This is a genomic window from Alicyclobacillus fodiniaquatilis (genome assembly GCF_042678105.1).
Taxonomy (GTDB): Bacteria; Bacillota; Bacilli; order Alicyclobacillales; family Alicyclobacillaceae; genus Alicyclobacillus; species Alicyclobacillus fodiniaquatilis.
Genome location: NZ_JBHUCX010000099.1, coordinates 121,348 through 133,907 on the forward strand (window position 1 = coordinate 121,348; position 12,560 = coordinate 133,907).

A 12,560-nucleotide genomic window follows, 5' to 3' on the forward strand; every position below is an offset into this window, starting at 1 on the left:
AGGCGACGATGCCCCAAACAAGGAGCGTGACGATGCCAAACTGCAGTCCGAGATGTGAACCGAGATCGGAAGAAACGGCGCCACTCCATAAATCGCCGGGATCCAGGTGGATGGCGAAGAATAGCTTGAGCCACGCTGTGTGGATGGACATGGTCGTGATGATGAAACCGAGTATCACGATGCCCAGTGATGCGGCGGTGCTCGCCATCGCGGATGTCAACAGGCTGGAGAAGAACAGTGTGATGGTCGCAATCACGCACATGGCCAGCATCGCGAGCAAACAACTGCTGCCAAGGAAGCGGATTTGGGAGATGGCCGTAGTGTGCGTGTAGTCTGGCGCCAATTCGGTACCGCCGGATTGGCCAGGCAACGCCATCGTCTGGTACTGGGTGCCCACGAGTGTCGGTTGCTGGCCGCCATGAAAGCCAAAAAAGAGACCGGAGACCAGAAAGAGGGCGGCATACATCAAAAATGTGAGCAACACGGTGGCAAATATACTGACGGCCCACTTGCCGCAAAAGATTTTCCACCTGGGCACAGGGCGGATCAACAAAAGTTTAATGGTGCCGCTGGTGGCCTCGCCAGAAATCATGTCAGCGACCAGAATGACGACCATCAATGGCACAAACAGACGTAGCGCCGTCGATAAAAATTGGCTCACTTCCGTGAACGGGGATGGCTGCCACGGCGTGAACGGTCGCACATTGTGCTGGAGTTGGTAGGCCGCGTCCAAAATCGCTTCCTTCCCCATCGGGGGCGGCGTGTGATTCGCTTTGGCTGCTTTAACCGCTTGCTGATACGCCTGTGTTTGCTGTTTCAGCTCGTTTTGGACAATCGGCTTCCAATTGCCTGTCTGCAAGGTCTTGTTCTGTGCAATTTGCGCTTGTAAAGATTTTTGTTCGCTCTTTAGGGATTGCAGTTGCGCATTATCGCCTTTTCTCGCCGCTTCATCTGTGGTAGATTTCATTTCCGCTTTGATGCTCTGCACTTGCCCCTCGATATTTTGCAGTTGATACGTTGGATCGCTGAATTTTATATCTTTGTGTGTCTGATATTCATTCAGCCCAAAGAGACAGATGACCAAGAGGCCAATGATGGTAGTGATCCAAAGCCGTTTTCTGCGCACAAGTTTCAACCATTCATTGGAGAATACGCGACCCAATTCACGCATTGGCTTCACCCCCTCTGTTTGCTGTGTCTTTGTCCAATTCAGATGTCAACGCCAAGAAGGCCGTTTCAAGTGATGTGGCGATGGGTTCCAACGCGTAGATGTCCTGCTCATGTTGCACCAAGGTGCGGACAATGGCTGGAATTTGGGCGTCGTCCGCGACTAGTGTCAGCAAATGTTCGGCTTCCACGGTGGACTGGAGTCCCATCGTCGCCAATATTTTTTGCGCCGTGGTGGCTTGTCCAACGCGCATGCGCATGCTTTGCTCTGCAGAGGCCAAATCGGTCAGGCGTTCCTCGGTGATGATGCGCCCGTCTTTGAGAATGCCAACCCGATCACACATCAACTGGATCTCGCTGAGCAGATGGCTGGATACAAAAACGGACATGCCGTCTTTGGCCAACGCTCGAACCAATTCCCGAAATTCGCGCATCCCTGCTGGATCCAACCCGTTGGTCGGTTCGTCGAGAATCAGCAGTTTCGGCTGGTTCAGCAGCGCCTGCGCCAATCCCAGACGTTGTCGCATGCCCAGGGAGTATCTTTTGACTTTTTCATCAATGCGTCCATCCAGTTTGACCAGGGCGGTCACTTCGTCAATGCGCTCGTCTATCTGCGCAATACCCGCCAATTTGGCGAAGTGACGCAGATTCTGCCTGCCGGTCATGTACATGTACAGTTCGGGGTTCTCCACAATGGCGCCGACTTTTTCCAAAGCCTGCCGCCGATCACGCTGGACATCATGCCCGAATATTTTCACTTGGCCAGCAGACGCTCGGACCAGTCCAGCGATGATCCGGATGGTCGTGGTCTTCCCTGCCCCGTTTGGCCCGAGAAAACCGTACACCTCCCCTTCTTCTACACGCATAGAAATGTCATGCAAAATCTTTCGTCTACTCAATGTTTTGCAAACCCGCTGCAGTTCAAGTACACTCATCCACTCAACTCCTTGACTCGTGTTGTCTTTTAAAATGATCAGAACGATGGCGTAAACAAGCGTTTTGCCCGCTCGCACATAGCATAAAGAAGGAATCTTAATAAACATTGAGCAAACTTCTTAACAATTTCTTAATTAAAGAAGATAGATGTCATGTGTGAAGGGCTTTCAACGATGGGAACCGACGCATAAGTAACCGTGCAGTCCGCGATGATGGATGAGGAAACTTCTAAATTTCTGATAGGGTTTGGGGATGGCCTGCAAGCAGGCGCAAGGGTTTGTCGACGGACGTGATAGTAGATTCTCCCTGGAATTCACTCAGGTCGGCGGCACGATTAAGCTTCGCTCGTCGCCATTCCTGCCTTCTGCAACACGCTGGATACATAATTTTGCGTCTCGGCGTATGGCGGGATGCCCCCATATTGTGTAACCGCACCCGGTCCAGCATTGTAGGCGGCCAGCGCAAGGGAGACATTTCCATTGAATTGACTCAGCAATTGACTCAAATACTTGGCGCCGCCATTGATGTTCTGGGTGGGATCGAGCGGATTCGTCACGCCAAGCGTCTGCGCTGTGCTGGGCATCAATTGCATTAAACCAAGCGCGCCTGCACCAGAAACTGCGTCAGGTTGAAAGCTAGATTCCTGTTCGATCACGGCGTTTAACAGGTTTGGCGAAATGCCATAGGTATTTGCCGCTTGATTGACGATGGCCGCAAACGACGCGCTGTTGTCAGACGCTGTCGCTGTGGACGAACTGGTTGGAACGGTGACTTGAGGCGTCATTGCCGTCAATAGGTTTGGATAGAAAGAAGGAATACCCGACAGCGTGAATGGTGCGGCAGTGTCGGTCGAGCTGGTTGTATTTTCAATGGACGGGAAACTCGTCTCTTCGGCCGTCATGCTTGCCAATATCTCAGTGAACAACTGGGCGAACATTTGATTTTCAGCCTGTAACTGCGACGTGGGACTCGTCCCTGTCGTCACATTTGTATTTTGATATGGCTGTGGCGTAGCCGCGCCGATTTGTCCCGTTTCACCTATGCCCATTTCAAGCCCATCCCTCAAAACGTTGATTTACACCTCTATTCTGCACGTTGTGCCCCATTCCTGCCTCGTTGCGGGCGTAAAGCATCAATTCTTTCGCCTGCATGGTGCTAATCTAGCAAACACCCGCATAGATTGTAGTAGAAACGATGCAAAGGAGTCGTGTGAGATGGGACAAACGTGGCGTCAAACGCGCAGAAACTTCAAACATGCCGTTGCTGGGGTCATTTTTGTCGGGTTGCTCGTTGGCGCCAGTGGGACGGTATTCACGGCATTCGCCGAAGCCATCAGCCACTTAGGTGAAAGCAGCGCGCCAACGGCGGTGAGTGCGATGGCGCCAAGTGACGCGACTGGGGATACGCAAACGAACACCCAATCTGCCGCTGGCGGCAAGGCAGATGCCGCAACCGGCACTGACGGTTATACGCCGCCTGTGATGGAATACTCGAATGATCCTGCGACATCGACCACCACCATGCCAAATCCTGTGCCGGCCTCGACCGCTGATGATGAAGCGCCAAACCTGGATACAGACGGCGGGGACAGCGCGCTTGCAGCAGCGATGGACACAGGTGGGGTTTATGTCGGCGAACATGTGCAGCAGGTGTTTGGCTCTATGCTGAAAGGGCTGTTGAACACCCTGTTTGTCAACACCAACTGATGGTGGCGTTGATAGATAAAAGCAAAGTGGACGGTAGTGACGAGAACGAGGTGACATCTCATGTATGAACCACATATGACGCGCCGACAGAAACTGCTCAAGGGCGCATTGGAGCTCGAGTTGTTATCCATTGGTTGGGTGATGACTGAAGCGATTCTTGCCGCCATTGCCGCCTACCGGGTGGGCAGCCTGTCGCTCTCGGCGTTTAGTGTCGACAGCGCGATCGAACTCATCAGCGGCATGGTCTTAGCCGTTCGTCTCTTTTTGGAGATCCAGTCGGAAGAAACTGAGCGTTCAATGCGACTGGAGCGCTGGGCCAGTGGTGTCATCGCCATCTGTCTGTTTGCGCTCGCCGCATACATCTCTGTCAAAACGGGACAAGCGTTCAGTCTACATAGATCTGTCATGCTCACGCTGTTGGGGTTGATCACAGCCGCCGCCAGCAGCATTGTGACCCCCTGGTTGGCCGTGCAGAAATTGCGCTATGGCCGCTTGTTGCACAGTCCGAGCTTGATCGGCGACGCCATGTGCAGCTTCACCTGCGCTTACATGTCGTGGACGCTTCTGGCGGGGCTTGGGTTGGACGGCCTTTTTCACTGGTGGTGGGTCGACGCGCTTGCGGCGCTGGGCATTCTCTGCTTCGTTCTACGCGAGGCGTGGGAATCCTGGGATGCGTTCAAAACGGGTGAACCGCATGTGCACGATGACCGCCATCATCTCCATTGACTTGATTTGGCGGACAGTTGCCTGTCAAGTTTGCGCGTGTGTATAATTGATAGGAGAAGCCGCGCCACCTGCGCGGTTTATTTCGTGGTGCGACGCAAGGAGGATGGACGTGTCAAGTGTTGACCGCCAGTCGCGAATTCGCAATTTCTCCATCATCGCGCATATTGATCACGGCAAGTCGACGCTTGCCGACCGCATTTTACAGATTACTGGTGCAGTCAGTGAGCGCGAGATGCAAGATCAGTTGTTGGATCAGATGGATTTGGAGCGGGAACGCGGCATTACAATTAAATTGCAGGCCGTTCGGTTGAGCTACACCGCAAAGGACGGTCAAACGTATGAACTAAATCTGATTGATACACCAGGGCACGTGGATTTCACATATGAAGTGTCGCGCAGTCTGGCGGCGTGCGAAGGCGCGCTGTTGGTGGTCGACGCCGCCCAAGGCATTGAGGCGCAGACGTTGGCCAATGTCTATTTGGCGCTCGACAACGATTTGGAAATCCTCCCGGTCATCAATAAAATCGATTTGCCGAGTGCGGAACCGGAACGGGTGCGGCAAGAGATTGAGGATGTCATCGGCCTCGACGCCAGTGAGGCTGTGCTTGCTTCGGCCAAATCTGGCATCGGCATTGAAGAGATCCTTGAGGAGATCGTCAAAAAGGTGCCGCCGCCGACCGGAGATGCGAACGAGCCGCTGCAAGCGCTCATTTTCGACTCGCATTACGATCCCTATCGTGGCGTCATCGTCTACATGCGCGTGTTGAATGGCGTTTTGCGACCGGGCATGCGCGTGCGCATGATGGCCACTGGCAAAGAGTTTGAGGTGGACGAGGTCGGCGTGTTTGCGCCGCGCATGACGCCGGTGGACGCCCTTTCTGCCGGAGATGTCGGCTACCTTGCCGCGAGCATCAAAAATGTCCGCGATACGCGCGTGGGCGACACGGTGACAGATGCGGCGCAGCCGGCGGCGGAACCTCTGCCAGGCTATCGGCGCAGCAATCCAATGGTCTTTTGCGGCCTCTATCCTGTCGATAGCGCCGACTACCAGGATCTGCGCGAAGCGCTGGAAAAACTCGAACTAAACGATGCGGCGCTCACCTATGAACCAGAGACGTCAAGCGCGCTGGGCTTCGGTTTTCGCTGTGGCTTTCTCGGCATGCTGCACATGGAGATTGTGCAGGAGCGCTTGGAGCGGGAATACGGTTTGACGCTCATCACGACCGCGCCCAGCGTGGTTTACCACGTTCATCAAACGGATGGGCAGATGCAGGCGATTGACAATCCGAGTGAGATGCCGGCGGCAGACCGGATCGAACGTGTGGAAGAGCCATATGTCCGCGCTTCCATATTTGTGCCCAAGGATCACGTTGGCGGCGTCATGGAACTGTGTCAGGAGAAGCGCGGTCAGTTTCACGACATGCAGTTCCTCGACGATTTGCGCACAAAGGTCATCTATGAACTGCCGTTGTCGGAAATCGTCTATGACTTTTTTGATCGACTGAAGTCTTCCACACGTGGTTATGCGTCATTTGACTACGAGTTGATTGGTTATCGCGAGTCCAAACTTGTCAAAATGGATATTATGCTGAACGGCGATGTGGTTGACGCACTGTCGTTTATCGTCCATCGAGACAAAGCGTATGCGCGTGGCCGCGTGTTATGCGAGAAGCTGAAGGAACTGATTCCTCGGCAGATGTTTGAAGTACCGGTTCAGGCGTCGATTGGCAATCGCGTCGTCGCGCGCGAAACCATTCGCGCCATGCGCAAAAATGTGTTGGCCAAGTGTTACGGCGGCGACATTTCGCGCAAACGGAAACTGTTGGAGAAACAAAAGGAAGGCAAGCGGCGGATGAAACAAGTCGGCAATGTCGAAGTGCCGCAAGAGGCGTTTATGGCTGTTTTGAAAATGGAGTGACGCACATGACGCATCAGGTACCAATGGATTTGCTGCGCGAAAAGACACCAACATCGCTCTACGTGCACATTCCGTTTTGCAAGAGTCGTTGCTTCTACTGTGATTTCAATACGTATGTCGCGCCTGAACACGTGATGGAGAACTATGCAAACGCGCTGGATGCGGAATTTGCGCAACTGGCACCAGCGGCTGCGGCGCCGCTGCAGACGGTGTTTTTTGGCGGCGGTACACCGACACTGCCGCCGCTTTCCATCCTCGAGCGAATGCTCAAATCACTTCGCGCGCATTTTGCGTTTGCCGATGATGCGGAAGTCACATTTGAATCGAACCCCGACTCCATCGATGTGGCCAAATTGCGCCTGCTGCGCGAGTATGGCGTGAATCGCTTGAGCTTTGGGGCTCAGACTTTTCGCGACAGGTTACTTTTGACCATCGGCCGTTCCCACGACGCCAAAACCGTCATTGAAGGTGTGGAAGCGGCGGCAGGCGTTGGTTTTGCGCATATCAATGTCGACTTGATGTTTGGATTGCCGGAACAGTCGCTTGCCGATGTCGATCACGCGCTTTCCCAAGTGCTGTCGCTGCCGGTGGATCATCTCTCGGCGTATTGGCTCAAAGTGGAAGCGGGCACGCCGTTTGGCAAGTGGCGGGAAATGGGCGAATTGCCTCTGCCTGGCGAGGACTTGGAAGCGGATATGTATCAGATGGTGCGTGAACGACTGGTTGCCGCTGGTTATGCGCATTACGAAATCAGCAACTTTGCCCGTGTGAACGGGCATGCCAAACACAACTTGGTCTATTGGCGCAATGCGCCTTATTTCGCCGCAGGCGCGGGCGCGCACGGTTATGTAGGCGGCGCGCGTTACGAGAATGAGCGGCGCTTGGCTCCGTACATGGCAGCGCTTGGCGCGGGCAACCGTCCCATCGCCGACGAGCATGCGGTCTCCTTGCGCGAGGCCGCGGAAGACAGCATGATGCTCGGCTTGCGGTTGGCTGAAGGGGTTTCCCGTGCGGCGTTCAAGGCGCGTTTTGGCGTGGAGATCGAACAGTTGTACGGGGGCTTGATTCCAGAATTGCTGGAGCGAGGTTGGCTGCTGTGCGTGGATGACGCGTACCGGATCCCCGATGATTTGTGGCCGGTGGCCAACGTGATTTTTGAGAAATTCGTGACGGCGGATGTGCTCGATTGACAACAAGCGTCTCGGTTGATATTGTCAAGAAGATGTCTTTAGCACTCGTTCGAATAGAGTGCTAACAAGGGGGGCGAGCGTGATGCTGACAACTCGGCAGCAACTCATTCTGAGCGCAATCATCGAGGATTACGTTCGACTGGCTGAACCTGTGGGTTCACGTGCACTCGCCAAACATGAGGAAATCAAGTTTAGTTCGGCTACCATTCGCAATGAAATGGCGGATTTGGAGGAAATGGGCTATCTTGCGCAACTGCACACATCATCTGGTCGGATTCCATCGCAAAAGGGGTATCGTTTTTATGTCGATAACCTGATGCAGGACAGTCACACGCAGATGGAGAATGTGTCGACTTTGCGGTCCTTTTTTGCCAAACGAATCGATGAAGTGGAGCAAGTTGTTCGCGAGATGTCGGTTGTGTTGTCCAATTTGACAAAGCAGACCGCCATTGTCCTCGGGCCGAAGATGTATACCGACAGAGTGCGCAAGATTGAATTGATTCCGCTCACGGCGGGTCGCGCTGTTGCGATTTTGGTGACGGATGCTGGCCATGTTGAAGATTGTACCGTCCATTTGTCAGAAGACATTCGGGTTGAAGACGTGCAATCGATTGTCAACGTGTTGAATGAGAAACTGATTGGTGTGCCCATGTCCAAGTTGCGTTCATCGCTGTACAGCCAAATGGCCGAAGAATTGGCCACGAAGGTGGAGCGTTACGAGGATGTGCTTGCCGTGCTGGAAGAGTTTTGCCAAGTTGGCCAGCGGGAGGAGCCTGTCTACATCGGTGGGGCGGCGAACATGTTGAGTCAACCGGAATTTCACGACGTGGAAAAGGCGCAGTCCCTGCTTGCGCTGCTTGAACGGGGACAGTCGGTCACACACTGGCTGCCACTTGGCGGCACAGGTTTACAGGTGCGCATCGGTGCGGAAAACGCGATTGAACCGCTGCAGGATTGCACGGTCATCACGACCACATACTGTTTGTCAGGCCTGCCAGTGGGGCATATTGGTGTGTTAGGACCGACGCGGATGGACTACGGGCGCATTATGCAAATTCTCGAGTACACGTCAAAATCGATGACAGCCTTGCTGACGCGCTGGACAGAGCGCTCCTGACAAGTTTGCTTTGTACTCCGTGAGGAAAGGGTGTTCACTGTGGCAGAAGATGCAGCAAACCATGTAGAAGAAACGCCGAATGAGGCAGTAGAGGTCGAAGCGGCAGAGGTCGTCGTCGAGGACGCTGCCGAAGGCGCAGCAGATGCGGATCAGCCGACAGATGAAAAAGATGCTCAAATTGCCGATTTGGAGCAACAACTGTTGCGAACCCGCGCCGATTTTGACAATTTCCGGCGGCGGACACGGCAGGAAAAAGAAGAGTTAGGCCAGTACGCCACGAAGAAACTCCTGGCGGATCTGTTGCCGGTTGTGGATAACTTTGACCGGGCGATGGATGCCATCAGCGAGGTGCAGGATGAGCAGATGAAGGCGGGGATCGAGATGGTTCATCGCCAGTTTGTTCAAGTGCTTTCACAGTATGGCGTCGTTGCCATGCAGACTGTGGGTGAGGCGTTTGATCCGACGCGTCACGAAGCGGTGATGCAAGAGGCGGCAGAGGGAACAGCGCCGAATACAGTCATCCAGGAACTGCAAAAAGGCTATACACTACACGAAAAAATATTGCGACCAGCTATGGTGAAAGTGAGCGTTTGATCGCAAAACTTACCCCAGGCTGTCGATGATAAATGAATGGATTGAAGGAGGAACGCGCGATGGCAAAAGTGATTGGCATCGACCTTGGAACAACAAACTCTTGTGTTGCTGTGATGGAGGGTGGCGAGTCTGTCGTCATTCCGAACGCAGAAGGCAACCGGACCACACCATCTGTGGTCGCGTTCAACAAAGATGGGGAACGTCTGGTCGGCGATGTCGCAAAGCGCCAGGCCATTACCAATGAACAGACAATCATTTCTATCAAACGCCATATGGGCACAGATCACAAAGAGAACATCAATGGCAAGTCCTATACACCGCCTGAAATTTCAGCCATGATTTTGCAGAAGCTCAAAGCGGACGCAGAAGCTTATCTCGGTGAGACAGTGTCGCAAGCGGTCATCACCGTCCCTGCTTATTTCAGCGACAGCCAGCGCCAAGCGACGAAAGACGCGGGACGCATTGCCGGACTCGAAGTGTTGCGCATCGTCAACGAGCCGACGGCTGCCGCATTGGCTTATGGGATTGAAAAAGAGGAAGACCAAACGATTTTGGTGTTTGACCTTGGCGGCGGCACGTTCGACGTCTCCATTTTGGAGCTGGGCGATGGCGTCTTTGAAGTAAAGGCAACCAGCGGGAACAACCACCTTGGCGGCGACGATTTCGACAATGCCATCATGAATTACTTGATTGACACGTTCAAGAAGGACACAGGCATCAACTTGAGCCAAGATAAGATGGCGATGCAGCGCCTGAAGGATGCTGCGGAAAAAGCGAAAAAAGAGCTGTCTTCCACACTGACCACCACGGTTTCCCTGCCGTTTATCTCGGCGGACGCAAGTGGTCCAAAGCATTTGGAAGTCAACCTGACACGCGCCAAATTTGAAGAGTTGACTGGAAGCCTGGTGGAAGCGACCCTGTCGCCGACGCGTCAGGCGCTCCAAGATGCAGGTTTGTCTGCCAACCAGATTGATAAAGTCATCCTGGTCGGCGGTTCTACCCGCATTCCGGCTGTGCAGGAAGCCATCAAGAAATTGATTGGCAAAGAGCCGTCCAAAGGAGTCAATCCAGACGAAGTGGTCGCTGTGGGCGCCGCTATTCAAGCAGGTGTCCTCACCGGTGAAGTGAAGGACGTCGTCCTGTTGGATGTCACGCCGCTGTCACTGGGGATTGAGACCATGGGTGGTGTATTCACACGCTTAATTGAGCGCAACACGACCATTCCGTCAACCAAGAGCCAGGTGTTTTCGACCGCTGCCGACAATCAGACATCGGTTGAAATTCACGTCTTGCAAGGTGAGCGCGATATGGCGAGCGCGAACAAGACGCTGGGTCGCTTCACGTTGAGTGATATTCCGCCAGCGCCCCGCGGTGTGCCGCAAATCGAGGTTTCATTTGACATCGACGCCAACGGCATTGTCAATGTGTCAGCGAAAGACTTGGGCACAGGCAAATCGCAGCGCATCACCATCACGGCATCGAGTGGACTCAGCAAAGAGGAAATCGACCGCATGATGCAGGAAGCGCAAATGCACGCCGATGAGGACAAAAAGTTGCGTGAACAGGTTGAACTGCGCAACGAAGCGGATCAACTGTTGTACCAGACCGACAAGACCATCAAGGAATTGGGCGACAAAGTCGAGGCTGACATCAAGAGCGAGGCTGAAGCGAAGCAGCAAGCGCTGCGCGAGGCGCTCGAGGCGAACGAAAACGAAGCCATCAAGAAAGCCAAAGACGAGTTGACCGAAGTGTTGCACAAGCTGTCTACGAAATTGTATGAGCAAGCTGCCCAAGCATCTGGTCAAGCGCAAGGCGCGGATACGGCAAGCGCTGGCGGCGACAACGACAACGTGGTCGACGCGGATTACACCGAAGTTGACAAGGAAAACAAGTAAGACCAGAGCGCAAAGACGAGGCAGGGATGACGTGTCCCTGCCTGTCGTTGTATGATAGACGCGCATAAAATATTCAATCATGTATCGGAGGGGTGCCGGTGAGCAAGCGAGATTATTATGAGGTGCTCGGTGTCAGCCGGTCAGCCAGCCCAGAGGAAATAAAAAAGGCTTACCGCAAATTGGCTCGCCAATATCACCCAGATGTCAACAAAGATGACCCGAACGCACAAGAGAAGTTCGCCGAGCTGAGCGAAGCCTACGATGTGCTGTCGGACAGTCAAAAGCGTTCACGCTACGACCAGTTCGGTCATCAAGATCCGACGCAAGGTGGTTTTGGCGGTCAGGGTGCAGGTTTTGGCGATTTTGACTTTGGCGGCTTCGGCGATATCTTTGATATGTTTTTTGGCGGCAACGGCGGCGGACGCGCGCGCGGACCGCAACGTGGGCAGGACTTGGAGTACGAGTTGGAACTGGACTTTGAGGATGCGGCTTTCGGGATTGAGGAAGAGATTCAAATCCCGCGCACGGAAACATGTTCCACTTGTAGCGGGAGCGGCGCCAAACCGGGTACGACGCCTAAACCATGTACGGTTTGTAACGGCACAGGCGAGCAACAGACGGTGGTCAACACCGCTTTTGGCCGCATGGTCAATCGACGGGTGTGTTCAAACTGTCATGGGCAAGGGGTCATCATTGAACAGCCCTGTTCGGATTGTCGCGGACAAGGGCGCAAGCGAATTCGGCGCACGGTGCAAATCAAGGTGCCTGCCGGTGTGGACACAGGTACGCGCCTGCGCGTGTCGGGGGCTGGTGAAGCAAGTCCCAACGGCGGACAGCCTGGTGATTTGCACATCCTGATTCGCGTGCGTCCGCACAGCCTGTTCGAGCGCGAAGGCATCAACGTCTATATCGACATGCCCCTGACCTTTATCCAAGCGGCTTTAGGTGATGAAATTGACGTGCCGACGCTGGATGGCGACATCAAGTTGCGGATTCCCGAGGGTACGCAATCCGGCACGTCATTCCGCCTGCGCGGCAAGGGCATTCCCAAATTGGGTTCCAGCGCCGCGCGCGGTGATCAACACGTCCGCGTACAGGTGCTGACGCCGACCAATTTGTCTGACAAACAAAAGGAGCTGTTCCGCCAACTGGGCAACGAGCTTGGCGAGCAGACGCATGAGCAGGCGCGCTCGTTCATGGAACGGATGAAAGACGCCTTTCTCGGCAATGCGTAAAAAACGTGATCGAACAAGATCCATCCTGTATCATGTATGTACGTGATGATTATGCCAAAACGGTCCCCTGTTGGAC

11 protein-coding genes are annotated in these 12,560 nt (G+C 54.2%); 8 read left to right on the plus strand and 3 right to left on the minus strand.

Features of this window, described 5'->3' with window-relative positions:
• From ACFSB2_RS24320 to ACFSB2_RS24330, 3 genes are all read right to left on the minus strand, one after another.
• Window positions 1-1,171: ABC transporter permease subunit (locus ACFSB2_RS24320; RefSeq protein WP_377945704.1), on the minus strand; the 1,171-nt coding region annotated here is incomplete at its 3' end.
• Window positions 1,164-2,210 (minus strand): ABC transporter ATP-binding protein, encoded by a 1,047-nt coding sequence (locus ACFSB2_RS24325; protein WP_377945705.1) that lies wholly within the window; start codon window positions 2,208-2,210, stop codon window positions 1,164-1,166. The genes ACFSB2_RS24320 and ACFSB2_RS24325, both read right to left, overlap by 8 nt.
• A 227-nt stretch (window positions 2,211-2,437) precedes the next feature.
• The gene (locus tag ACFSB2_RS24330; protein ID WP_377945706.1) at window positions 2,438-3,151 is read right to left on the minus strand and encodes a lytic transglycosylase domain-containing protein; all 714 of its coding nucleotides are present in this window, start codon (window positions 3,149-3,151) and stop codon (window positions 2,438-2,440) included.
• Between the two features lie 166 nt (window positions 3,152-3,317).
• On the opposite strand from ACFSB2_RS24330, the gene ACFSB2_RS24335 reads away from it, so the two are divergent.
• From ACFSB2_RS24335 to dnaJ, 8 genes are all read left to right on the plus strand, one after another.
• Window positions 3,318-3,809, plus strand: a complete 492-nt coding sequence (locus ACFSB2_RS24335) for a hypothetical protein (protein ID WP_377945707.1) — start codon at window positions 3,318-3,320, stop codon at window positions 3,807-3,809.
• Window positions 3,810-3,869: 60 nt separating this feature from the next.
• A complete protein-coding gene (locus ACFSB2_RS24340; protein WP_377945708.1) occupies window positions 3,870-4,535 on the plus strand; it encodes a cation efflux transmembrane domain-containing protein in 666 nt (221 codons plus the stop codon).
• Window positions 4,536-4,638: 103 nt separating this feature from the next.
• Complete coding sequence (lepA, locus tag ACFSB2_RS24345) at window positions 4,639-6,453, plus strand: translation elongation factor 4 (protein WP_377945709.1); 1,815 nt, start codon at window positions 4,639-4,641, stop codon at window positions 6,451-6,453.
• A gap of 5 nt (window positions 6,454-6,458) precedes the next feature.
• Window positions 6,459-7,643: a radical SAM family heme chaperone HemW gene (gene hemW, locus ACFSB2_RS24350; protein WP_377945710.1), complete on the plus strand. Its 1,185-nt coding sequence runs from the start codon at window positions 6,459-6,461 to the stop codon at window positions 7,641-7,643.
• Window positions 7,644-7,725: 82 nt separating this feature from the next.
• The gene (gene hrcA / locus ACFSB2_RS24355) at window positions 7,726-8,760 is read left to right on the plus strand and encodes a heat-inducible transcriptional repressor HrcA (RefSeq protein WP_377945711.1); all 1,035 of its coding nucleotides are present in this window, start codon (window positions 7,726-7,728) and stop codon (window positions 8,758-8,760) included.
• A gap of 39 nt (window positions 8,761-8,799) precedes the next feature.
• Entirely contained in the window at window positions 8,800-9,354 is a 555-nt protein-coding gene (grpE, locus tag ACFSB2_RS24360; protein ID WP_377945712.1) for a nucleotide exchange factor GrpE, read from the plus strand.
• Window positions 9,355-9,413: 59 nt separating this feature from the next.
• Window positions 9,414-11,249, plus strand: coding sequence for a molecular chaperone DnaK (gene dnaK, locus ACFSB2_RS24365; RefSeq protein WP_377945713.1), 1,836 nt, complete (start codon window positions 9,414-9,416; stop codon window positions 11,247-11,249).
• Window positions 11,250-11,347: 98 nt separating this feature from the next.
• Window positions 11,348-12,484 (plus strand): molecular chaperone DnaJ, encoded by a 1,137-nt coding sequence (gene dnaJ / locus ACFSB2_RS24370; protein ID WP_377945714.1) that lies wholly within the window; start codon window positions 11,348-11,350, stop codon window positions 12,482-12,484.
• Window positions 12,485-12,560: the final 76 nt, after the last annotated feature.